This window comes from Streptomyces sp. NPDC007901, from assembly GCF_042959465.1.
Classification (GTDB): domain Bacteria; phylum Actinomycetota; class Actinomycetes; order Streptomycetales; family Streptomycetaceae; genus Streptomyces.
In genome coordinates, this window is the sequence record NZ_JBIBKW010000003.1 from 33,997 (window position 1) to 57,027 (window position 23,031).

Annotated in this window: 21 protein-coding genes and 1 tRNA gene; 15 read left to right on the forward strand and 7 right to left on the reverse strand. The window is 71.2% G+C overall.

What is annotated here, in order from left to right; translation table 11 throughout:
* Window positions 1–10: 10 nt before the first annotated feature.
* From ACFZDK_RS10465 to ACFZDK_RS10495, 7 genes are all read left to right on the forward strand, one after another.
* The gene (locus ACFZDK_RS10465) at window positions 11–664 is read left to right on the forward strand and encodes an SCO family protein (RefSeq protein ID WP_390971631.1); all 654 of its coding nucleotides are present in this window, start codon (window positions 11–13) and stop codon (window positions 662–664) included.
* Window positions 661–1,134, forward strand: coding sequence for a copper chaperone PCu(A)C (locus ACFZDK_RS10470; protein WP_390971632.1), 474 nt, complete (start codon window positions 661–663; stop codon window positions 1,132–1,134). The genes ACFZDK_RS10465 and ACFZDK_RS10470 overlap by 4 nt, the downstream gene beginning before the upstream one ends.
* A 14-nt stretch (window positions 1,135–1,148) precedes the next feature.
* A complete protein-coding gene (locus ACFZDK_RS10475; protein WP_390971633.1) occupies window positions 1,149–3,149 on the forward strand; it encodes a copper resistance protein CopC in 2,001 nt (666 codons plus the stop codon).
* Window positions 3,150–3,157: 8 nt separating this feature from the next.
* Window positions 3,158–4,435, forward strand: coding sequence for an iron uptake transporter deferrochelatase/peroxidase subunit (efeB, locus tag ACFZDK_RS10480; RefSeq protein ID WP_390971634.1), 1,278 nt, complete (start codon window positions 3,158–3,160; stop codon window positions 4,433–4,435).
* 133 nt (window positions 4,436–4,568) lie between these two features.
* Window positions 4,569–5,504, forward strand: a complete 936-nt coding sequence (gene pheA, locus ACFZDK_RS10485; protein WP_355724510.1) for a prephenate dehydratase — start codon at window positions 4,569–4,571, stop codon at window positions 5,502–5,504.
* Window positions 5,505–6,034: 530 nt separating this feature from the next.
* Window positions 6,035–7,312: a serine--tRNA ligase gene (gene serS, locus ACFZDK_RS10490; protein WP_390971635.1), complete on the forward strand. Its 1,278-nt coding sequence runs from the start codon at window positions 6,035–6,037 to the stop codon at window positions 7,310–7,312.
* Window positions 7,309–8,106: a Cof-type HAD-IIB family hydrolase gene (locus ACFZDK_RS10495; RefSeq protein WP_390971636.1), complete on the forward strand. Its 798-nt coding sequence runs from the start codon at window positions 7,309–7,311 to the stop codon at window positions 8,104–8,106. The genes serS and ACFZDK_RS10495 overlap by 4 nt, the downstream gene beginning before the upstream one ends.
* A 33-nt stretch (window positions 8,107–8,139) precedes the next feature.
* Here ACFZDK_RS10495 and ACFZDK_RS10500 read toward each other — a convergent pair.
* Window positions 8,140–8,227, reverse strand: a tRNA-Ser gene (locus ACFZDK_RS10500).
* Between the two features lie 2 nt (window positions 8,228–8,229).
* Here ACFZDK_RS10500 and ACFZDK_RS10505 point away from each other — a divergent pair.
* Complete coding sequence (locus ACFZDK_RS10505) at window positions 8,230–8,379, forward strand: hypothetical protein (protein ID WP_390971637.1); 150 nt, start codon at window positions 8,230–8,232, stop codon at window positions 8,377–8,379.
* A gap of 150 nt (window positions 8,380–8,529) precedes the next feature.
* Here ACFZDK_RS10505 and ACFZDK_RS10510 read toward each other — a convergent pair whose 3' ends face one another.
* The 5 genes from ACFZDK_RS10510 to ACFZDK_RS10530 form a co-directional block, all read right to left on the reverse strand.
* Window positions 8,530–8,727, reverse strand: a complete 198-nt coding sequence (locus tag ACFZDK_RS10510) for a hypothetical protein (RefSeq protein WP_390971638.1) — start codon at window positions 8,725–8,727, stop codon at window positions 8,530–8,532.
* A 78-nt stretch (window positions 8,728–8,805) separates the two neighbouring features.
* Window positions 8,806–9,525 carry an ABC transporter permease subunit gene (locus ACFZDK_RS10515; RefSeq protein ID WP_390971639.1) on the reverse strand — a complete coding sequence of 240 codons (720 nt, stop codon included), beginning with the start codon at window positions 9,523–9,525 and terminating at the stop codon, window positions 8,806–8,808.
* A gap of 10 nt (window positions 9,526–9,535) precedes the next feature.
* Window positions 9,536–10,447, reverse strand: coding sequence for an ATP-binding cassette domain-containing protein (locus ACFZDK_RS10520; RefSeq protein WP_390971640.1), 912 nt, complete (start codon window positions 10,445–10,447; stop codon window positions 9,536–9,538).
* A complete protein-coding gene (locus ACFZDK_RS10525) occupies window positions 10,444–11,352 on the reverse strand; it encodes an ABC transporter permease subunit (RefSeq protein WP_390971641.1) in 909 nt (302 codons plus the stop codon). The genes ACFZDK_RS10520 and ACFZDK_RS10525 overlap by 4 nt, the downstream gene beginning before the upstream one ends.
* On the reverse strand, window positions 11,342–12,310 hold the full coding sequence (locus ACFZDK_RS10530) for an ATP-binding cassette domain-containing protein (protein ID WP_390971642.1): 969 nt from the start codon (window positions 12,308–12,310) through the stop codon (window positions 11,342–11,344). Before ACFZDK_RS10530 ends, ACFZDK_RS10525 begins: the two co-directional genes overlap by 11 nt.
* Window positions 12,311–12,537: 227 nt before the next feature.
* On the opposite strand from ACFZDK_RS10530, the gene ACFZDK_RS10535 reads away from it, so the two are divergent.
* The 7 genes from ACFZDK_RS10535 to ACFZDK_RS10565 all read left to right on the forward strand — a co-directional run bounded on the left by ACFZDK_RS10535 (window position 12,538) and on the right by ACFZDK_RS10565 (window position 19,384).
* Window positions 12,538–13,380, forward strand: a complete 843-nt coding sequence (locus tag ACFZDK_RS10535; protein WP_390971643.1) for a M24 family metallopeptidase — start codon at window positions 12,538–12,540, stop codon at window positions 13,378–13,380.
* Window positions 13,377–15,140: an SDR family oxidoreductase gene (locus ACFZDK_RS10540; RefSeq protein WP_390971644.1), complete on the forward strand. Its 1,764-nt coding sequence runs from the start codon at window positions 13,377–13,379 to the stop codon at window positions 15,138–15,140. The genes ACFZDK_RS10535 and ACFZDK_RS10540 overlap by 4 nt, the downstream gene beginning before the upstream one ends.
* Before the next feature lie 163 nt (window positions 15,141–15,303).
* Window positions 15,304–16,251: a MerR family transcriptional regulator gene (locus ACFZDK_RS10545; RefSeq protein WP_390971645.1), complete on the forward strand. Its 948-nt coding sequence runs from the start codon at window positions 15,304–15,306 to the stop codon at window positions 16,249–16,251.
* A 175-nt stretch (window positions 16,252–16,426) separates the two neighbouring features.
* Window positions 16,427–16,996, forward strand: a complete 570-nt coding sequence (locus tag ACFZDK_RS10550) for an RNA 2'-phosphotransferase (protein WP_390972487.1) — start codon at window positions 16,427–16,429, stop codon at window positions 16,994–16,996.
* A 19-nt stretch (window positions 16,997–17,015) separates the two neighbouring features.
* On the forward strand, window positions 17,016–17,480 hold the full coding sequence (locus tag ACFZDK_RS10555; RefSeq protein ID WP_390971646.1) for a hypothetical protein: 465 nt from the start codon (window positions 17,016–17,018) through the stop codon (window positions 17,478–17,480).
* Window positions 17,481–17,522: 42 nt separating this feature from the next.
* Window positions 17,523–18,425 carry an LLM class flavin-dependent oxidoreductase gene (locus ACFZDK_RS10560; RefSeq protein WP_390971647.1) on the forward strand — a complete coding sequence of 301 codons (903 nt, stop codon included), beginning with the start codon at window positions 17,523–17,525 and terminating at the stop codon, window positions 18,423–18,425.
* A 71-nt stretch (window positions 18,426–18,496) separates the two neighbouring features.
* Window positions 18,497–19,384: an HAD-IIB family hydrolase gene (locus ACFZDK_RS10565; RefSeq protein ID WP_390971648.1), complete on the forward strand. Its 888-nt coding sequence runs from the start codon at window positions 18,497–18,499 to the stop codon at window positions 19,382–19,384.
* Between the two features lie 41 nt (window positions 19,385–19,425).
* On the opposite strand, the gene cydD is transcribed toward ACFZDK_RS10565, so the two are convergent.
* Window positions 19,426–22,998, reverse strand: coding sequence for a thiol reductant ABC exporter subunit CydD (gene cydD / locus ACFZDK_RS10570; protein WP_390971649.1), 3,573 nt, complete (start codon window positions 22,996–22,998; stop codon window positions 19,426–19,428).
* Between the last annotated feature and the right edge of the window lie 33 nt (window positions 22,999–23,031).

Consider the following 23,031-nt stretch of genomic DNA (forward strand, 5'->3'; position numbering starts at 1 on the left):
ACATTTTCCTATGCGCAAGAAGACGTTCGCCGCGGCCGCGCTGCTCGCCGCCGCCACCCTGACCCTCTCCGCCTGCGGCAGCGGCGACGACTCCAAGTCACCGGTCACGGTGGTCGCCGGGGACACCTCGAACAAGGCCGCGACCATCCTCGACACGCCCTTCGAGAAGCCGGACCTGGTCCTCACCGACACCCAGGGCAAGAAGTACGACCTGCGTGCCGAGACCAAGGGCCGGCCCACGCTGATCTACTTCGGCTACACGCACTGCCCCGACGTCTGCCCGCTCACCATGAACAACCTCGCGGTCGCCAAGAAGGCGCTGTCCAAGGCCGAGCAGGCGAAGCTGCGGGTCGTGTTCGTCACCACCGACCCGGCCCGTGACACCCCCTCCGAGCTCGGCAAGTGGCTCAAGGGCATCGACCCCAGCTTCGTCGGACTGACCGGCGACTTCGCCACCATCCAGGCCGGCGCCCGCACCCTCGGCATCTCCATCGAGCCGACCCACAAGGACAAGAAGACCGGCAAGGTCGTCTCGGTGCACGGCACCCAGGTCATCGCGTTCTCGCCGAAGACCGACGGCGGTTACGTCCTCTACGGCGAGGACGCCACCGTCGACGACTACACCAAGGACCTCCCCAAGCTGATCAAGGGGGAGAACCCGTGAAGCCCGGCAAGCACCTCGCCCTGACCGGGATAGCGATCACGGGGGCCCTCGCCCTCGCGGGCTGCGGCGGCTCCGGCTCCGGTTCCGGCTCCTCGGCGGCCGAGCTGTCCGTCGCCGCCTCCTACATGCCGCAGCCCGTCTCCGCCGACATGGCCGCCGGATTCCTGACGATCACCAACAAGGGCGGCACGAAGGACGAGCTGACCTCCGTCACCAGCGACTCGGCCGGTGAGATCACCATGCACGAGACCAACGGCGGAGCGATGGAGGAGGTCCATTCCTTCGAGGTGCCCGCACACGGTCAACTCGTGTTCAAAAGCGGTGGCAACCATCTGATGTTCGAGAAGCTGAAGCGCCGCCCGGAGCAGGGCGACACGATCACTGTGAAACTCAAGTTCGCCGAATCCGGTCCGCTCACCGTCGAGATGCCGGTGAAGTCCGCCACGTACAACCCGTCGACCGGACACTGAGGGAGGGACCGACCTTGACGCGGACCATCACCCCCCGCCTGCGCACGCTGGTGCTGCTGTTCCTCGCCGTCACCGGCGCGCTGCTGGCCGGCGCCGGGCCTGCCTCCGCGCACGCCGCGCTGACCGGCAGCGACCCCTCCCAGGGGGTGGTGGTCCCGAAGGCGCCCGACCAGGTCTCGCTCACGTTCTCCGAGAACGTGTCGATGAACGACAACTCGCTGCGGGTCCTCGACCCCCAGGGCAAGCGCGTCGACAAGGGCAAGCCGAGCAACCTGAGCGGCACCACCTACGGCGTGCAGCTCAAGAGCGGGCTCGGCAAGGGCACCTACACCGTCGCCTACCAGGTCGTCTCGGCCGACAGCCACCCCGTCGCCGGCGCCTACACCTTCTCCGTCGGAGCGCCCTCCAGGACCGTCGCCTCGGTCGGGGACCAGGACGCGGGCGGCGGGGTCGTCGGCTGGCTCTACGGCTTCGGGCGGTACATGTCGTACGCCGGGTACATCGTGCTCGTCGGCGGCGCCGCCTTCGTGCTCGCCTGCTGGCAGCGCGGCTCCGGGGTGCGGGCCATGCAGCGCCTGGTCGTCGGCGGCTGGCTGACACTCACCGCGGCCACCCTCTGGCTGCTGCTCCTGCGCGGCTCCTACACGACCTCCGGCAGCGTCGGCGACATCTTCGACCTGAACCTGCTCGGCCAGGTCCTGCAGACCAAGCCCGGCGCGGCCCTGGTCTCCCGGCTGCTGCTGCTCGCGGCGGCCGCGCTGTTCATCGCCGTCCTCTTCGGCGCCTACGACAAGCGCGAGGAGGAAGAGGAGAAGCGCGACCTGACCTTCGGGCTCGCCATCGGCGGGACCGTGGTGGCCGCCGGGCTCGCGGCGAGCTGGGCCATGGCAGAGCACGCCTCCACCGGGCTCCAGCCAGGCATCGCGATGCCGGTCGACGTCCTCCATCTGCTCGCGGTCGCCACCTGGCTGGGCGGCCTCACGGCCCTGCTGGTCGCCCTGTACCGGGCGCCCGCCGACACCCCCGTCGACGCCGCCGCCGTACACCGCTTCTCCCGCGTCGCCTTCGGGTCCGTGCTCGCCCTGGTCGCCACCGGCATCTACCAGTCCTGGCGTCAGCTCGGCTCCTGGTCGGCCTTCACCGACACGACGTACGGGCAGTTGCTTCTGGTCAAGATCGGGCTCGTGGCGCTGCTCGTCGGCATCGCGTCCATCTCGCGGCGGTGGACGGGGCGGCTGACCGACCCGGCCGTGACGGAAGCCGTGACCGAGGAAGAGGAGACTGCCGAGGCCGAGGAGAAGGAGAAGGTCAAGGCGTCCGCCGCCACGAAGGAGGCCGCCGTCAAGTCCGGCGCCAAGGTCTCCGGCAAGGTCTCCGGCAAGGGCGGGTCGGCCGGTCGGTCCTCCTCCGCCGATGACGACAGCCCCGAGCGCGCCGCCCAACTGGCCCGGCAGCAGGCCGCCGTGGACAGCGCCCGGCAGAAGCGCGTCCGGGACGCCGACCCCACCCGCTTCGGGCTGCGCCGCTCGGTGCTCGCGGAGGCCGGGGTCGCCGTCGCCCTGCTCGCCGTCACGACCGTGCTGACGCAGACCGAGCCAGGCCGTACCGAGCAGGAGGCCAAGGCCGCCACCGCGGCTTCCTCGTCGTCCTCCTCGGCGTCGGACTCCTCCTCGGGCGCACTGACCCTCGACATGTCCTTCGACACCGGCGGCAAGGACGGCAAGGGCGTGGTCCGTGTCGACCTCGACCCCGCGGCCGTGGGCAGCAACGAGATGCACGTCTACGTCCAGCGGCCCAACGGGCGCGCCTTCGACATCCCCGAGGTGAAGGTCGCCTTCACCCTCGCCGCCAAGAACCTCGGGCCGCTTCCGGTGGCCCCCGACCACGTCACCACCGGGCACTGGGCCGCCAACGGGGTGCAGATCCCCATGGCCGGCGACTGGAAGGTCTCCGTGACCGTGCGGACCTCCGACATCGACCAGGTGACCGTCTCCAAGAACGCGCAGATCGGCTGAACCGCACCATGGCTGAACCGTCCTCGTCCCTCCGTCCGTCCGCCGGCGAGGAGAGTCCCGCGGCTCCCCCGGCCGGGGGCGTCAGCCGGCGCGCGCTGCTCGGCACCGCCGGGGCCACCGGGCTCGTCCTCGGCGCCGCGGGCGCGGGCGTCGGCTACGCGGCCGCGCCCGCCGGGGCCACCCCGCTCAGTTCGGTGGGCTCCGGCCGGGCGATGTTTCACGGGAAACATCAGCCGGGCATCACCGAGGGCCTCCAGGCGCGCGGCCATCTCGTCGCCTTCGACCTGGCGGCGGGCGCCGGCCGCACGGAGGCCGCCGCACTGCTGCGCCGCTGGTCGACGACGGCCGGGCGGCTGATGGCGGGCGAGCCGATGACGCAGGACGACACGGATGTGGCCCGGGACGCGGGTCCCTCGTCGCTGACGATCACCTTCGGCTTCGGCAACAGCTTCTTCACCCGCACCGGTCTGGAGAAGCAGCGCCCGTCCGCCCTGGACCCGCTGCCCGACTTCTCCTCCGACCACCTCGACAGGACGCGCAGCAACGGCGACCTGTGGGTGCAGATCGGCGCCGACGACGCCCTGGTCGCCTTCCACGCCCTGCGCGCCATCCAGAAGGACGCGGGCAGCGCGGCCAAGGTGCGCTGGCAGATGAACGGCTTCAACCGCACCCCGGGCGCGACCGCCCACCCCATGACGGCCCGCAACCTCATGGGCCAGCTGGACGGGACCCGGAATCCGAAACTGGCGGACTCCGACTTCGACCAGCGAATCTTCGTGCCGTCGTCGGGCGAGCCCGCCTGGATGGCGAACGGCTCCTACGCCGTCGTACGCCGGATCCGCATGCTCCTCGACGACTGGGAGAAGCTGTCGCTCGCCGCCCAGGAGAACGTGATCGGGCGGAAGAAGGCGAACGGGGCCCCGCTGTCCGGGGGCACCGAGACGACGGCGATGGATCTGGAGAAGGCCAAGGCCGACGGCGAGTACGCCGTCCCGATCAACGCCCATGCCCGGATCACCCGGCCCGACCAGAACGGGGGCGCGGCCATTCTGCGGCGCCCGTTCTCGTACCACGACGGCATCGACGCCGACGGGACGCCGGACGCGGGGCTGCTCTTCGTCTGCTGGCAGGCGGATCCGCTGCGCGGGTTCGTTCCGCTGCAGCGGAAGCTGGACCGCGGGGACGCGCTGTCCCCGTACATCCGGCACGAGGCGAGCGGGCTGTTCGCGGTGCCGGGCGGGGCGGGCGACGGGGAGTATGTGGGACAGCGGCTGCTCGAAGGGTGATCAAGGGTGATCTGCGGTTACCGCAGTGGTTTCTGATCACTATTGGTGCGATTCCGCATTTCAAACCACCCGGTCGAGTGGTTCCGACGAGACAAGTGAGCCGGGCTTCCCTGCGCCCATTAGGGTGAGGGACATGCCAGCGAGCTATGCGTATCTCGGTCCCGAAGGCACCTTCACCGAAGTCGCCCTGCGCACGCTTCCGGAGGCCGCCACCCGGGAGCTGATCCCCTACGTTTCCGTGCAGTCCGCGCTGGACGCGGTGCGGGGCGGCGAGGCCGAGGCCGCGTTCGTGCCGATCGAGAACTCCGTCGAGGGCGGGGTGACCACGACCCTCGACGAGCTGGTCGCGGGCGAGCCGCTGATGATCTACCGCGAGGTGCTGCTGTCGATCACCTTCGCGCTGCTGGTCCGCCCGGGCACCAAGCTCTCCGAGATCAAGACGGTGACCGCCCATCCGGTCGCCCAGCCGCAGGTCCGCAACTGGCTGCGGGCCAATCTCCCGGAGGCGCTCTGGGAGTCCGCCGCCTCGAACGCGGACGGCGCCCGCCTGGTCCAGGAGGGCCGCTACGACGCCGCGTTCGCCGGTGAGTTCGCGGCCGAGCGCTACGGCCTGGAGGCCCTGGAGACCGGGATCCACGACGCGGAGAACGCGCAGACCCGGTTCGTCCTGGTGGGCCGCCCGGCCCGGCCCGCCGCCCCGACCGGCGCCGACAAGACCTCGGTCGTGCTCTGGCAGAACGACGACCACCCCGGCGGGCTGCGCGATCTGCTCGGCGAGTTCGCCACCCGGGGCATCAACCTGATGCTCCTGCAGTCCCGGCCGACCGGCGCCGGCATCGGCAACTACTGCTTCTGTATCGACGCCGAGGGCCATATCTCCGACCGGCGGGTGGCGGAGGCCCTGATGGGGCTGAAGCGGATCTGCCGCCAGGTGCGGTTCCTGGGCTCGTACCCCCGGGCCGACATCAAGCCGGGCGAGACCGTCGGGCCGCTGCGCCCGGGGACGTCGGACGAGGAGTTCGTGGCCGCCTCGGACTGGGTGGCGCGCTGCCAGGACGGCCGTTTCTAACCAGCCATACGTTCATATCTTCGTTATCCACAGGAGTTATCCACAGGTGCCCTTCTCGACCTGGGGACAAGTCGACAGCGACGCATGAGTCTGTCGACAAATCGGCCTACAGGCCCCCGATGGGGTCGTGATCACTCGCATCACCCTTCGTCCACTCGTTTCCCATGGTTCATCTTTTGGAGCGACGCCTTTCCACTCGAAAGTGGGTATTGCCCCGGTTTGAACCGGGAATTCCTCTCTTCACGGGACGCTTGCGGAGTGATCAATTCCGAAGTCCACACCCCATCCACACACCCTGTGGATAACTCTCGCGAGGGTGTGGACCCCTGTGGACAACCGCGCCCCCAAGTCCCGCTCTTCACAAGGGAATCGAGTCAACCACCGGCCGCGCGCTTGCCCCGTCCCGGGGAGTGAGACACTTTTTATTGACACGCTCGGCAATTCCCCCATAACGGAACGTAAGCCGCGATTCGGAACACATACGAATAGTGATTCGTGAGCGGCCACCCCACCCCGGTAGCCTTGGCTCCGTGATTGACCTTCGCCTGCTCCGTGAGGACCCCGACCGTGTGCGCGCGTCCCAGCGCGCCCGTGGAGAGGACGTCGCGCTCGTCGACGCCCTGCTCTCCGCCGACGAGCGGCGCAGGTCCTCCGGCGTCCGCTTCGACGAGCTGCGCAACGAACAGAAGTCGCTCGGCAAGCTCATCCCCAAGGCCTCCGGCGACGAGAAGGCCGAGCTGCTGAAGCAGGCCGGCCAGCTCGCCGCCGACGTCAAGGCCGCCGACGCCGAGCAGCACGAGGCCGACGAGGAGACCAAGCGCCTCGCGCTGCAGCTCGGCAACCTCGTGCACCCCGACGTCCCGGTCGGCGGCGAGGAGGACTTCGTCGTCCTGGAGACGCACGGCACCATCCGCGACTTCGGCGCCGAGGGCTTCGAGCCCAAGGACCACCTGGAGCTCGGCGAGGCGCTGGGCGCCATCGACGTCGAGCGCGGCGCCAAGGTGTCCGGCTCGCGTTTCTACTACCTGACGGGCGTCGGCGCGCTCCTCGAGCTGGCGCTGGTCAACGCGGCGATCGCGCAGGCCACCGAGGCCGGGTTCATCCCGATGCTGACCCCCGCGCTGGTCCGCCCGCGCGCCATGGAGGGCACCGGCTTCCTCGGCCAGGCCGCCGAGAACGTGTACCACCTGGACAAGGACGACTATTACCTGGTCGGCACCTCCGAGGTCCCCCTCGCCGCGTACCACATGGACGAGATCCTCGACGCGGACCAGCTGCCGCTGCGCTACGCGGGCTTCTCGCCCTGCTTCCGCCGCGAGGCGGGCACCTACGGCAAGGACACCCGCGGCATCTTCCGCGTGCACCAGTTCGACAAGGTCGAGATGTTCTCCTACGTCGCTCCCGAGGACGCGGAGAACGAGCACAAGCGGCTCCTGGACTGGGAGAAGCAGTGGCTGACCGGCCTCGAGCTGCCCTTCCAGGTCATCGACGTGGCCTCGGGCGACCTCGGCTCGTCGGCGTCCCGCAAGTACGACTGCGAGGCGTGGATCCCGACCCAGGGCAAATACCGCGAGCTGACGTCGGCCTCCAACTGCGACAGCTTCCAGGCCCGCCGGCTCTCGGTCCGGATGCGCGACGGCAAGAAGGTGCAGCCGCTCTCGACGCTCAACGGCACGCTCTGCGCCGTACCGCGCACGATCGTGGCGATCCTGGAGAACCACCAGCTGGCCGACGGCTCGGTGCGCGTGCCCGAGGTGCTGCGCCCGTACCTGGGCGGCCGGGAGGTCCTGGAGCCGCTGTCCCGGTGAGCTTCCCCTACGGGCTCATCGCCACCGACCTCGACGGGACGCTGCTGCGCTCCGACGAGTCGATCTCCCCGCGCACCCGTGAAGCGCTCGCCGCGGCCACCGCGGCGGGCGCCGCGCACATCGTCGTCACCGGCCGCGCGGTCCCCTGGACCCGGCACATCCTCGACGACCTCGGCTACGACGGCCTCGCCGTCTGCGGCCAGGGCGCGCAGGTGTACGACGCCGGCTCGCACCGCCTGCTGACGTCGGTGACGCTGGACCGCCAGCTGGCCGGCGTCGCCCTCGCGAAGATCGAGGCGGAGGTCGGCCCGCTGTATCTCGCGGCGAGCCGCGACGGCCTCGACGGCGACGTGCTGGTGGGGCCGGGGTACGCGGTGACGGGACATCTCCCGTCGACCCCGTTCACGGACGTGGCGGACCTCTGGGCGGCGCCGCTGAACAAGATCTACATACAGCACCCCGAGCTGTCCGACGACGAGCTGGCGGAAGCGGCGCGCACGGCGGCCGGGGGCTTCGTCACGGTGGCCATGGCGGGCGAGGGCATCGTGGAGCTGCTGCCTCTGGGACTGTCGAAGGCGACCGGTCTCTCGCTGGCCGCGCGTCGGCTGGGCCTCAAGTCCGCCGACACGATCGCCTTCGGCGACATGCCGAACGACATCCCGATGTTCGCCTGGGCGGCTCGGGGGGTGGCCATGGCCAACGCCCATGAGGAGCTCAAGGCGGTGGCCGACGAGGTGACGTCTTCGAATGAGGAGGACGGGATCGCGGTGGTCGTGGAGCGTCTGCTGGGCTGAGGTGGGGCCGCTCACGCACGCTGACAAGTTCTGCGGAGGATGCACGAATCGAACGTGCGCGGGCTTTTCAGACCCGACCATGGCTTAGCAAGCCAGTGCCTTACCACTCGGCCAATCCTCCGGGTGGGCGGCCCACGCGAGAGCGACCATCGCGTGCTCGAAGCGGCCGCCCCGGGCAGCTACACGGCGATCCGCCGAAGGCTGCCCTGGTGGGAGCGGGACGTACTGTCGTACATGGACATCGTCCGGCTCCTCTCCCGGCTCATGGGCTGACACAACAACTGTGCCTGTAAGCCGAGTTGGGTGCCACTCAATTTACGTGCAGTGAGCGCGCCCCAAAGGGGCGCTGGGGGCACCCCCGGCCGAAGGCTGGGGGAGGAACTGCGCGACCAGCCCCCACCGGCCCGCAGTCACCCCCCGACCTCAACGGCGCCACCACTTCCGCCGCCCCCTGCTGAAGAACCACCCCGCCGGCGGCTCATCGGAACGCCACGGCTGCGGCTCCGGCTGCTCGGCCTTCCACCGCGCCGCCAGCATCCGCGCCCGCGCGGACGGCTCCGAGGTCTCGGCCGACCGTATGAAGTCCTCGTTCAGAACGATGCCGTCCCAGTCCTCTGCCATCCCCGTTCCTCTCCACAGAACGCCCCTTTGCCCAGTCTGCCCGGACAGAGGTGAAGCCCCCGTCAACAAGGCGGGCGTCTACTCCTCGCCCGCCAGCGTCAGCGAGCGCAGCTTCTGGCCCGCGTACCAGGTCGCCAGGACGGTGACCGCGATCAGGAGCACCGTGGCCGTCGTCAGCGACACGTCGGACGTGACCAGTTCGCCGCCGGTCACCTTGTGGGCGACCGCCAGGGCCCACTGCTGAACGCTCAGCGTGCGCGCGCCGGACACCAGGGAGCCGAACAGGGCCTCCCAGACCAGGGCGTAGACGAGCCCGAAGACCACCGCGTGCCGCGACACCGTGCCCAGCAGCAGGAAGAGCGCGGCGTAGGCGATGGAGGCGACCAGGGCCGCGACCGTGTAGGCGACGGCGATCTGCTGGCCGTTGCCGTTGAGGACGAAGCCCGCGACGAGCATCGGCAGGGCCGAGAACACCATCGTCACGGCGATCGCCACGATCAGCTTGGTGAAGATGATCGTCGGCCGTTTGATCGGCTTGGACAGCAGGTACACCACCGAGCCGTCGTCGATCTCCGGACCGATCGCGCCGGTGCCGGCGATGACGCCGATGATCGGCACCATCGTGGCGAGCCCGAGGCCGCCGAGCAGGTCCGCGGCCGTCTGGTCGTCGGCACCGGCGAGGCCGCGGACGACGACGGAGATCGCGATGAGCAGCAGGGGCAGGGCGCCCAGGATGAGGGCCCGGCGACGGCCGAGCAGGGCTCGGTAGGTGAGGCGGGCGACTGTGGGGTCGTACATCTTCGGCCTCCTACGCCGCGACCAGGTACGAGAACACGGATTCGAGGGACTCGTCGGACGGCGAGACCGTGAGCAGCCGGATGCCCTGGTCACGGGCGACCTTGGGCAGCAGGGCGGTGAAGCGGCCGAAGTCGACGGCCTGGATGCGCAACGCGCCCTCGGTGACGTCCACTTCGATGCCCGAGGTGGAGGGGTCGGCGATGAGGGCGGCCGCGAGGGCGCGGTCGTCGCTGGAGCGGACCAGGTAGCGGTGCGGGCGGTCGGTCATCAGGCGGCGGATCTTGCGGAAGTCGCCGCTGGCCGCGTGCCGTCCGGCGACCACGACCTCGATGTGCCAGGCGAGTTGCTCGACCTCTTCGAGGATGTGGGAGGAGAACAGGACCGTGCGGCCCTCGTCGCCCATCCTGCGCAGCAGGTCCATCAGCTGCATGCGCTGGCGGGGGTCCATGCCGTTGAAGGGCTCGTCGAGGAGGAGCAGCGAGGGGTCGTGGACCAGGGCGGACGCCATCTTCACGCGCTGGCGCATGCCCTTGGAGTACGTCTGGATCTTGCGGTCCTGTGCGTACTCCATCTCGACCGTGGCGAGCGCCTTCTGGGCCGCCTTGGCGCCGAGGCCGTGCAGTTCGGCGTTGGCGACGACGAATTCGCGGCCGGTGAGGAAGTCGTACATCGCCTCGCGTTCGGGGACGATGCCGATGTGCTTGTAGATGGCCTCGTTGCGCCAGGTCGGCTGCCCGTCGAGGGTGACCGTGCCGGTGGAGGGGGCGAGGAAGCCGCCCATCATGTTGATGAGGGTGGACTTCCCGGCACCGTTGGGGCCGAGGAGGCCGGTGACTCCGGGGCCGATGGTCATGGTGATGTCGTTGACGGCGACCACGTTGCCGAACCAGCGGGAGACGTGGTCGATGGAGAGCGTGGTCACAGTCCCACCTTCTTGTAGCGGCGCAGCAGAAGGCCGTAGCTCGCGGCGATGAGGCCGAGGACGACGAGCAGGTACACCGCGCCCTGGGCGTGGGAGGGTCCGTCGCCGCCGGGGAAGGTGTTGGTGCCGCCGAGGAGGGCGGAGCTCAGGCCGCCGATCAGGGTGACCGGCGAGAACAGGCCGATCCACGGGATGGCGCCGGTGCTGCCCTGGGAGTCGGCGATGGCCTGGAGGGTGGAGACCGCGCCGTAGGAGATGGTCAGTACGGCGATCACGGCGGCGATGCCGAAGCCGCGGCGCGGGGTGATCGAGGCGATGACCAGGCCGATGCCGGCGAAGAGGAGGGACAGCAGGGCCACCGAGAGCAGTCCCTGGCCGAACCCCTTGGTCTGGTGGGTGAAGTCCATCTTGGAGAGCAGGGCGCCCACGTAGAGCACGACCAGCGGGGCGCCGGTGAGGATGAACATCGCGGAGGCCAGGGCGGCGAACTTGGCCTGGACGTAGTCGGCGGTCTCGATGGGCCGCGAGAAGTACAGCGGGATGGTCTTGAAGCGCAGGTCGCGGGAGACGGCCTGGGGTGCCTGCGAGGCGACGTACAGGCTGATGACGGCCTGCATGATGATCGCGTACCGCGTGTAGGACACCGGCAGGTCGTGCGCCTTGGTGGCGACGGCGACGGCGACCATGATGGCCGCGGGCACGCACATCACCGCGAACAGCAGCATGGGCAGCACCTTGGACTTCACCGAGCGGCCGAGGCCGTAGGAGCCGCGCAGGGTCTGCGAGTAGAGGGACAGGCGGGCGTAGGCGCGGCCCAGGCGCGGGCCGTCGTAGCCGCGGTAGCCGATGTCGTGGATCCGGGACTGGTCACCCGCGGGGGTGGCCAGGGGCTGCTCAACCGCCATGGACGGCCGCCTCCTTCCGCTGCTCGTCGTCGCTGCTGGTGAACACCTCGGAGATGTGGTGGCGGCGCTGTTCCATGCGCACCAGGCCGAGGCCGAGGTCGGCGACCACGTCACGGATCAGGTCGTACGTCTCCTCGCCCTGGGCGGTGAGCAGCAGGATGTGGCCGGCGCCGGGGAGGCCGCCGCCCTCGTTGTCCGTCTCCACCCCGCGCGCGTGCAGCGCGTCGCGTAGCGCGCGGGTGCCGTCGGGGTGCGTGTCGCTGTCGGTGACCTCGATCGCGAGGGTGGTGGTGCTCTGCGTGAAGTCCGTGGTGGAGCTGGAGCGCAGCAGCTTGCCGCCGTCGACGACGACCACGTGGTCGCAAGTGCGTTCCAGTTCGCCGAGCAGGTGCGAGGTGACCAGGACCGAGATGCCGAAGTCCGTGTGGATCCGGCGGATCAGGCCGAGCATCTCGTCGCGGCCGACCGGGTCGAGGCCGTTGGTCGGCTCGTCGAGGAAGACCAGCTGCGGGTCGTGCACCAGGGCCTGGGCGAGCTTCACGCGCTGCTTCATGCCGGTCGAGTAGCCGCCGATGGGGCGGTACCGCTCCTCGTAGAGCCCGACATGGCGCAGGGTGTCGGCGGTGCGCTCGCGCGCGGCGGCGGGCGGCAGGCCGGACATCCGGGCCATGTGCACGACGAACTCGGTGGCCGAGACGTCGGGCGGCAGGCAGTCGTGCTCCGGCATGTAGCCCACGCGCTCGCGGATGGCGGCGCCCTTGGTCGCGACGTCGAGGCCGAGCACCTCGGCACGGCCCTCGGTCGCGGGGGACAGACCCAGCAGGATCTTGATCAGGGTGGACTTGCCGGCGCCGTTGGCTCCGACGAGTCCGGTCACACCGGGTCCGATGTCCACGGACAGCCGGTCGAGCGCGGTCACCCGGGGGAACCGCTTGCTCAGGCTTTCGGTCGCGATCACAGTCACATCGTCGAAGGTAGTGACCTGGACCACGGCCGGTCGTCAGACCCGAGAGCCGTCTTCGCATCACTCTCGAGTATTACGGGGCCCTAGGGGATCCCCTGCTTGAGAGCTACGCAGAGTTGTCCACAGGCCCTGTCCCCTCCTATTGACGCCGCCTCTAACAACTGTCACATTCACCAGTGTCAAGTTACGGGCACGTACCGCAGTCGACGGGGACGGGGCGGATGACGACGGCAGTGAAGGAAGAACGTTCCACGGAACTCGAAGGTTTCCGGCGGGTGCAGCGGCTCGCGTACGAGTGCGCCGAGGCGGTCGCGGCCCGGCTGGAGCCGGGGATCACCGAGCGCGAGGCGGCCCGGATGCAGCGCGAGTGGCTGCGCGAGCGGGGCGTGCGGGACTGGTTCCACCTCCCCTTCGCCTGGTTCGGCGACCGCACGGCGTTCGTGAACTTCCGTATACCGCTGCAGTTCTTCCCCACCGACCGTCGGCTCGAGCCCGGGATGCCCTTCATCCTGGACATGGCCCCGGTGTACGAGGGCTACACGGCCGACATCGGCTACTCGGGCTCCCTCGGGGCCAACCCCGTGCAGGACCGGCTGACGGCCGACCTGGAGGCGCACCGGGAGCTGCTCCTGCGCGAGGTGCGCGAGCGGCGGTCGCTGCGCGAGATCTACGAGGACGTGGACCGGCTGATGGTCCGCCAGGGCTACGCCAACCGGCACCGCGCGTACCCGTTCGGCGTGATCGCCCACAAGGTGGACCGGGTGAGACAGCGGCGCTGGTCACCGCATCTCTTCGGGTTCGGCACCCAGTCCCTCAAGGGCCTCGCCGCCGACGCGCTGCACGGCCACCGCGAGGGCTGGTCGCCCCTGTGGTCGCCGTACCGCTTCTCCGACCACCCGCCCCGGCCGGGCCTGTGGGCGGTCGAACCGCACCTCGGATTCCGGGGTACGGGCGCCAAGTTCGAGGAGATCCTGGTCGTCACCGACTCCCGGGACCCCGAACAGAGCGCCTTCTGGCTGGACGACGATCTGCCGCACGTGCGGCGCTGGGCGGAGGACAAGTGACGGCACTGGAAGGCGCGCGCGAGCGCCGGGTACACACGGGCGGCGTCGACCTGTGCGTGGCGGAACTGGGCGACCCGTCGGCCCCGACGGTCGTCCTCGTCCACGGCTACCCGGACAGCAAGGAGGTCTGGTCCGAGGTCGCGACCCGCCTGGCCGGCCGCTTCCACGTCGTCCTGTACGACGTCCGGGGCCACGGCCGCTCCACGGCCCCGCAGCCGCTGCGCGGCGGCTTCACCCTGGCCAAGCTGACCGACGACTTCCTGGCCGTCGTGGACGCGGTCAGCCCGGACCGCCCGGTCCACCTCGTCGGCCACGACTGGGGCTCGGTGCAGTCCTGGGAGTTCGCCACGGTGGGCCGCACGGAGGGCCGGATCGCCTCCTTCACCTCGATGTCCGGGCCGTCCCTGGACCACTTCGGGCATTGGATCAACGCGCGCGTGAAGCGCCCGACACCCCGCCGGGTGGGCCAGCTCCTCGGCCAGGGCGCCAAATCCTGGTACGTGTACCTGCTGCACACCCCCGCCCTGCCCGAACTGGCCTGGCGCGGCCCGCTCGGCAAGCAGTGGCCGAAGATCCTCCAGCGGGTCGAGCGGCTCCCCGCCTCCGGCGACTACCCCACCGCCACCCTGCCCTCGGACGCGGCACACGGCGCCTGGCTGTACCGCGACAACGTCCGGTCCCGCCTGCGCCGCCCGCGCGAGGACGCGTACGCGCACGCGCCCGTGCAGCTCATCACGCCCCTCGGCGACGCGTTCCTCTCCGAGCGGCTCTACGACGACCTGGAGCGCTGGGCGCCGCAGCTGACCCGGCGCACCCTGCCCGACAAGCACTGGATCCCGCGCACCCGGCCGGACCAGGTGGCGGCCTGGATCGAGGAGTTCGTGACGTCGGTGGAGGACGGGCGGGGCGCGGAGCCCAAGCGTGCCGACCGCCATGCCCAGCGGTTCGGCGGGCAGTTGGTCCTGGTCACCGGCGCGGGCAGCGGCATCGGCCGGGCGACGGCGTTCGCGTTCGCCGAGGCGGGCGCGCGGGTGGTGGCCGTGGACCGGGACGCGGAGGCCGCCGCCCGCACGGCCGAGCTGTCCCGGCTGGTCGGCGCGGCGGACGCCTGGGCGGAGACGGCCGACGTCTCCGACGAGCAGGCGATGGAGAAGCTCGCGGAGAAGGTCCACCGCGAGTACGGCGTCCTGGACGTACTGGTCAACAACGCGGGCATCGGCCTGTCGGGGTCCTTCTTCGCGACGACCACGGACGACTGGCGCAAGGTCCTGGACGTCAACCTCATGGGCGTGGTCCACGGCTGCCGGCTCTTCGGGGCCCGGATGGCGGAGCGCGGCCAAGGCGGCCACATCGTCAACGTCGCGTCGGCGGCGGCCTACCAGCCCTCCCGCGCCCTGCCCGCCTACAGCACCTCCAAGGCGGCGGTGCTCATGCTCTCCGAGTGCCTGCGCGCCGAACTGGCCCCCCGGCGCATCGGCGTAACAGCGATCTGTCCCGGCATCGTCAACACCAACATCACGTCGACGGCGCGTTTCGCCGGGGTCGACGAGGCGGAGGAACGGCGGAGGCAGCAGCGCTCCGCGCGGTTGTACGGGATGCGGAACTACCCGCCGGAGAAGGTGGCTTCGGCGATCCTGGAGGCGGTGGAGAAGAACAGGGCAGTGGTGCCGGTGACGCCGGAGGCGCGGGGGGCCCGGGTGCTGTCGCGGGTGGCGCCGGGGGTGTTGCGGCGGATCGCGCGGGTGGAGCCGAAGTTGTGACGGTGGCGTCGGCGGCGGCCGGTGTTCGGCTGCGGGTGGGTGGGGGCTGGTCGCGCAGTTCCTCCCCCAGCGCCCCTGACGGGGCGCTGCCCAGCAGCTTCTCCGACGGTAAGCGTCTCCAGCCCTCAGCCCCCACCCAGCCGCACCAGCCAAGGAACCTCACATGACCGGCCCCCCGGCCACCCCCGCCTACCGCATCGAGGACCTGGCCCATCGCAGCCGGTCCAGCGTCCGGACCATCCGCGCCTACCAGGACAAGGGGCTGCTCCCCCGCCCGGAGCGCCGAGGGCGGGCCAATCTCTACTCCGACGCGCATCTCACCCGCCTGCACCAGATCGCCGACCTCCTCGCCCGCGGCTACACCCTGGCCTCCATCAAGGAGTTGCTCGACGCCTGGGACACCGGGCGTGGCCTGGCGGGCGTCCTCGGTCTGGTGACCGAGGCGGAGGGGCCCTGGACGGACGAGGAACCGGTCCGGCTGTCCCGCGCCGAGCTGGACGCCCGCTTCGGGGGCACCCCCGACGACCTGGCTGTGGCGGAGGCCGTGGAGCTCGGCATCCTGGAGCCGGCGGACGGCGACCCCGACGCGTTCCTCGTACCGAGCCCCCAAGAGCTCGCGGTGGCCGCCGAGTTGCACGCGGCCGGGGTGCCTCTCCTCGCGATCTCCGAGCACCTGCGGGAGTTGAGGGTCCAGGTGGAGCACATAGCCGCCCGTTTCCTGGAGTTCACCACCGAGCACGTCTTCGCCCGCTACCTCGACGACCCGGACCACCGCACCGACGCGAAAGCGGCCGAGGCGGCCTCGCTGGTACGACGTCTGCGCCCTCTCGCGCAGCAGACGGTGGACGCCGAACTCGCCCGTGCCATGCGTCTGTTCGCGACTCGTGAGGTGCGCCGGCAGCTGGGTGCGGGGGAGCAGCCCATCAGCCGGGAGGAGTCGCGTACCGTGTCTCTACCCGCCGAGACGATTCAGGCCGTACGACGTCTTGTTGGGACCGACCGCACCGCCGAGTTCATCGCACTGGCCGCCGAACGCGAGGTCCGGGCCCGGCACTTGGACGAGCTGGCCACACATCACCACCCTGTTAACGATCTTGACGAAACACCGTGAATCGCCCAGCGGTTGTCCACAGTGCTGCCAATTCCCCTGTGGATAACCGCACTTGGTTGTGGATCAAACCTCCGGCGAAAAATAACTGCGTGATCCCCGTCTCTCCCGGCACGCTGGTGAGGTGAACGACAAGAAGAGCCCCAGACGGAACGACAGACAGAATGACAAGCCGAACATCGGACAGAACGACAAGACGTGGGACGAGCGGCGCACCGTGAAGGTGTCGAAGTACCTCTCGAAGCACCTGCGCCACCAGCCCGAGCGCATCGGCCTCGCGCTCGACGAAGCCGGCTGGGTGGAGATCGACACGCTGCTCGCTGCGGTGGCCGCACACGGCTTCCCGGTCACCCGCGAGGAACTCGACCACGTCGTCGCCGGCAACGACAAGCAGCGGTTCGCGATCGACGGCACCCGGATCCGCGCCAGCCAGGGCCACAGCATCGAGGTCGAACTCGGACTGCCCCCGGCGACCCCGCCGCCGTACCTCTACCACGGGACCGTCGCACGGAACCTGGACGCGATCCGGGCCGCCGGCCTCAGGCCCATGAACCGGCACGACGTACATCTGTCGGCGGACCGCGAGACCGCGACCCGGGTCGGCGCCCGGCGCGGCCGTCCGGTCGTGCTGTCGGTCGACGCGGGCGCGATGCAGCGGGACGGCCATGTCTTCCACGTCAGCGCGAACGGGGTCTGGCTGACCAAGGCCGTACCGCCGGAATACCTGCGCTTCCCCGACGGGCACTGACCCCGGCATCATGACTGGTATGGACCATTCGGAGTACGCCGAGCACCTCCCCACGACCGAGGCCGCCGTCACCGCTCTCCACGCGATCGCCGTCGAGTACGGCCGCGAGATCGAGGTGACGCACGACATCCGCGCCGACCAGACCTCGCGCCGCAGCGCGGCGGGCTTCGGCGTCACCGCCGACCCGGACGGCTCGCTGCCGCACGAGGCGTACGCCGAGTTCGGCGGGGTGCCCCGGGTGCGGGTGCGGCTCTACCCGGAGGACGACGCGCTGATCACGGTCGAGGGCGTCGAGTTCCACGACATCCCGCGCGACGACGTGCCCGCGTTCCTCCGGTCGGTCTTCGGTGGCCTGGCCCACGTCCGCGCCCGCCGCTTCCCGCCCACGGCCTCGCTGGTCGTGCCGCTGCCCGGGGACCGCACGTACAAGGAGCACCTCTCCGCGAACCTGCTCACGCCGTGGCTGAGCGGCCGCATACGGTGACCGTTTCGTCCGCTGTCGACGGGTCCCCTTAGTCTCGGACGCATGAGTCTGCGTCTGAGCACCGTGATCCTGCCGTACCGCCGCTGGAGCGAGGGCGGCCGTGCCGCCTGGACGCGGGCCGAGGAGCTCGGCTTCCACACCGCTTACACCTACGACCACCTGTCCTGGCGCACCTTCCGGGACGGCCCGTGGTTCGGTGCGATCCCGACGCTGACCGCCGCCGCGACCGTCACCGACCGGCTGCGCCTGGGCACGCTCGTCACCTCGCCGAACTTCCGGCATCCGGTGACGCTCGCCAAGGAGCTGATCTCCCTCGACGACATCTCCGGTGGCCGGGTGACGCTGGGCATCGGCGCCGGCGGCACCGGCTTCGACGCCACCGCGCTGGGACAGGAGCCGTGGACCGCGCGCGAGCGCGCCGACCGGTTCGCCGAGTTCGTGCCGCTGCTCGACCGGCTGCTCACCGAGGACTCCGTGACCTACGAGGGCGCGTTCTACTCGGCCCACGAGGCGCGCGACATCCCCGGCTGTGTGCAGCGGCCCCGGCTGCCCTTCGCCATCGCGGCCACCGGCCCGCGCGGGCTGAAGCTGGCCGCACGGCACGGCCAGGCGTGGGTGACCACCGGCGACCCGAAGCTCTACGAGAACGGCACGCCCGAGCAGTCGGTCGAGGCGCTCCGCGGCCAGCTGGGCAGGCTCGGCGAGGCCTGCGCGGCGACCGGCCGGGACGCCTCGGAGCTGGAGAAGGTCCTGCTCACCGGGTTCACCCCGGACCGGGCTCGGCCGCTGGAGTCCCTGGACGCCTTCGTGGACTTCGCCGGCCGCCACCAGGAGCTGGGCTTCACCGAGCTGGTGATCCACTGGCCCATCCCCGACTCGGACTTCGCGGCCGAGCAGAAGGTCTTCGAGCAGATCGCCATGGAGGCCCCGGCCCAGCTGGGCTGAGGCGCCCTTCAGGACACTTCGGAGTCGTCTGTGTCTCATCTGTGCACAGTGCCGCACTGGCGTGCGGGCATATGCGCGAGAATGGCCCGGTGACCTCAGCGACCCGACAGCCCGAGACCCCTGCCTTCGCGACCCCGCCCCGGCTGATCGCCACCGATCTCGACGGCACCCTGCTGCGCGACGACAAGTCGGTCTCCCCGCGGACGGTGGCCGCGCTGGCCGCCGCCGAGGAGGCAGGTGTCGCGGTCTTCTTCGTCACCGGCCGCCCGGCCCGCTGGATGGACGTGGTCAGCGACCACGTCCACGGCCACGGCCTGGCGATCTGCGGCAACGGCGCCGCCGTGGTCGACCTGCACGGCGGCCGCGGCGCCCACCGCTTCGTGAAGGTGCGCGAGCTGGCCACGGAGAACGCGCTGGACGCCGTACGGCTGCTGCGCGACGCCGCGCCCGGCACGGTGTACGCGATCGAGCAGACGTACGGCTTCCACCAGGAGCCGGCCTATCCCAAGATGCACATGGAGATACCAGACCATCTGCTGCCCGCCGAGGAGATCCTCGCGGCCGGCGGTCCGAGCGGCGGTGAGCCCGTGCTCAAGATCCTCGCCTACCACCCCGATATGGACCCCGACGCCTTCCTCACCCTCGCCCGGCTCGCCATCGGCGACCGCGCCACCGTCACCCGCTCCAGCCCGAGCGCCCTGCTGGAAATCAGCGGCCCGGGTGTCTCCAAGGCCAGCACGCTCGCCCTGGAGTGCGCCGAGCGCGGCATCTCGCCCGAGGAGGTCGTGGCCTTCGGCGACATGCCCAACGATGTCGAGATGCTGACCTGGGCCGGCCGTTCGTACGCGATGGGCAACGCCCACCCCGCCGTCATCGCCGCCGCCTCCGGCCGCACGGTCGCCAACAACGAGGACGGGGTGGCGGTCGTGATCGAGCAGCTGCTGGTCGCCCGCGACTGACGCCACCGGCACAGCCGACGGGTCCTGGTCGTCCAAGGGGGCTAAGGGGTCGCCGCCCCCACCAGTGACTCCGCCGCCGACTCCCGTTCCGCCATTGTGCGCAGCGGCCCCGCCTCGGCGGCCAGCTCCGCGTACGGGCCGCGCTGCACCACGCGGCCCTCGTCGAGCACGAGCACCTCGTCCACGGCCTCCAGGCCCGCCAGCCGGTGGGTGATGAGCAGGGTCGTGCGGCCCTCGGTGGCGGCCAGCAGATCCGCGGTGAGCGCGTCCGCCGTGGGCAGGTCCAGATGCTCGGCGGGCTCGTCCAGGACGAGCACCGGGAAGTCCGCGAGCAGCGCCCGGGCGAGCGCCAGCCGCTGCCGCTGCCCGCCGGACAGCCGGGCCCCGTGCTCGCCCACGAGGGTGTCCAGGCCGTCGGGCAGCCCGTCCACCCAGTCGAGCAGCCGGGCCCGGCCCAGTGCGTCCCGCAGGTCCTCCTCGGTCGCGTCCTTCCGGGCGAGCAGCAGGTTCTCGCGCACGGAGCTGTCGAAGAGGTGCGCGTCCTGGGCGCAGAGCCCGACGAGCCGCCGTACGTCGTCGCCGTCCATGCCGTGGGCGTCCACGCCGGCGAGGGTGTAGGAGCCCGCGTCCGGGTCGAGGAACCGCAGCAGGACCTGGGCGAGGGTCGTCTTGCCGGAGCCGGAGGGACCGACCACAGCAACCCTGCGCCCCTCGGGGAGCGTGAGGTCGACCGCGGCGAGCGCGTCCCGCCGTTGGCCCTCGTAGCGGGCGGACAGGCCCTTCAGTACGAGGGGGAACGGCGTGGGGGGCGCCTGGCGCGGCCGCTCCGGCTCCCGTACCGGCTCCGGCGCGTCCAGCACCTCGTAGATGCGCTCGGCGCTCCTGCGCACCCGCTGCCGGTGCCGCACGGCGAGCGGCAGCCCCAGCACGGCCTCGAAGGCGGCCAGCGGGGTGAGGACGACGACCGCCATCGCCACTCCGCCGAGCCGGCCGTCGGCGACACCCTGGGCGCCCAGCAGCGCGGTCGCGGCGACGGTCAGGCCCGTCAGCAGTGCGGTCAGCCCGTCGCCGAGCGCGGTGGCCGTGGCGGCCCGCGAGGCGATCCGGGTGAGCGTGCCGTCGGCCTGCCGGGCCTCGGCCCTGCGGGCGGGCAGGGCTCCGGCGACCGTCAGCTCGGCGGTACCGGTGAGCAGGTCGGTCACCCGGGTCGCGAGGAGCCCGCGGGCGGGCGCCAGCCGCTGCTCGGCGCGACGGGCCACGGCGGAGGTGACCAGCGGAACACCGACACCGGCCGCCAGCAGTCCCACCGCGAGGGCGGCCCCGGCCTCGGGCAGCAGCCAGGCCGTGAACCCCACGGCCCCGGCGGACACGGCCACCGCGACCCCGGCGGGCAGCAGCCACCGCAGCCAGTAGTCCTGCAGGGTGTCCACGTCGGCGACCAGCCGGCTGAGCAGATCGCCCCGCCGGGTGGCCCGCAGCCCGGCGGGCGCCAGCCGTTCGAGGCGCCGGTACACCGCCACCCGCGTGTCCGCGAGCATCCGCAGCACGGCGTCGTGCGACACCAGCCGCTCGCTGTACCGGAACACGGCCCGCCCGATCCCGAACGCCCGTGTGGCCGTCACGGCGACCATCAGATACAACACCGGCGGCTGTTGCGAGGCCCGCGAGATCAGCCATCCGGAGGTCGCCATCAGCCCCACGGCACTGCCAAGCGCGAGAGCCCCGAGCAGCAGAGCGAGCAGCAGCCGCCCCCGCCGGGCACCGGAGGCGGCACGGACCCGGGCGAGCACGCTCCTCGAACGTCCCCCCGCCGACTCCAGGCGTCCGCCTTCCACCAAGCCGCCTTCCCCCAGGCAGCCTTCCACCGGGCCGCTTTCCAACTGCCCGAGCGGCTCGGCAACCTCACTTTCCAACGAACCGAGCCGGGTGGTCGGTGGGCGAAGGTCCGGGGGGTCCAGGGGGCGGAGCCCCCTGGTGACCTCGCCCCCGGAGACCCGCACCACCCGGTCCGCCACCGACAGCAACGCCGGCCGGTGCACGACCAGCACCACGGTCCGCCCCTCGGCGAGCCGCCGTACCGCCGCCACGACCTCCGCCTCGGTCGCCCCGTCCAACGCGGCCGTCGGCTCGTCCAGCAACAGCACCGGCCGGTCCGCGAGGAACGCCCGCGCCAGCGCCAGCCGCTGCCGCTGCCCGGCGGAGAGTCCGGCCCCGTCCTCGCCGAGAACCGTCTCCGCCCTCTCGGGCAGCGCGTCCACGAACTCCAGCGCCCCCGCGTCCTTCAGCGCCCGCCGTACCGCGTCGTCGTCCGCGTCGGGACGCGCGAGCCGTACGTTCTCGGCGATCGTCCCGGCGTACAGGTGCGGCCGCTGAGGCACCCACGCGATCCGCGACCGCCAGGTCTCCAGGTCCACCTCGCCGAGGTCGGCTCCCCCGATCCGTACCCGCCCCTCCGCGGGCCGTACGAACCCCAGCAACACGTTCAGCAGCGTCGACTTGCCCACCCCGCTGGGGCCGACCAGGGCGACGGTCTCACCGGGTTCGACGGTGAACGAGACGTCGGTGACCGCGTCAGCCGACCGGCCCGGATAGCGGACCGTCACCCCGTCGAAAGCCAGAGCCGCCCCCGAGGGCACCTCGTCCGCGCCGGACACCGGCACCGGTGTCTCCAGCACCGCGAAGATCTCCTCGGCCGCCGCAAGCCCCTCCGCGGCCGCGTGGAACTGGGCGCCCACCTGGCGCAGTGGCAGATACGCCTCGGGCGCCAGCACCAGGATGACCAGCCCGATGTACAGGTCCATGTCGCCGTGGACGAGCCGCATGCCGATGGTCACGGCGACCAGCGCCACCGACAGCGTGGCCAGCAGTTCCAGCGCGAAGGAGGAGAGGAAGGCGATCCGCAGGGTCCGCATCGTCGCCTGCCGGTACTCGCCGGTGATCCGGCGGATGGACTCGGCCTGCGCCTTGGCCCGGCCGAACACCTTCAGCGTGGGCAACCCGGCGACCACGTCCAGGAAGTGGCCGGACAGCCGGGACAGCAAGCGCCACTGACGGTCCGTCCGGGACTGGGTGGCCCAGCCGATCAGCACCATGAAGAGCGGGATGAGCGGCAGGGTTCCCACGATGATCGCCGCGGACACCCAGTCCTCCGTGACGATGCGCGCCAGCACCGCGACCGGCACGACCACCGCGAGCCCCAACTGCGGCAGATAGCGCGAGAAGTAGTCATCGAGGGCGTCGACACCGCGCGTGGCGAGGGTGACCAGCGACCCGGTCCGCTGTCCGCTCAGCCAGCCGGGACCGAGCGCCACCGCCCGGTCGAGGAGCCGCCCTCGCAACTCGGACTTGACCACCGCGCTGGCCCGGTGCGCGGCGAGCTCCGTCAGCCAGGAGACCAGCGCCCGGCCGGCGGCGACGGCCGCCAACAGCAGCAGGGGGGTGCGGAGTTCGGAGACCGAGTGGCCGCGCTGGAAGGCACCGACCACCACCTCGGCGATGAGCATGGCCTGGGCGATGACCAGCCCGGCGCCGACGGCACCGAGACCGACGACGGCCACCAGGAAGAGGCGGGTGGCGCGGGCGTACCGCAGCAGACGGGGATCGATTGGTTTCACGTGAAACATGCCCTTCGGCCCAGGGAGGGTGTT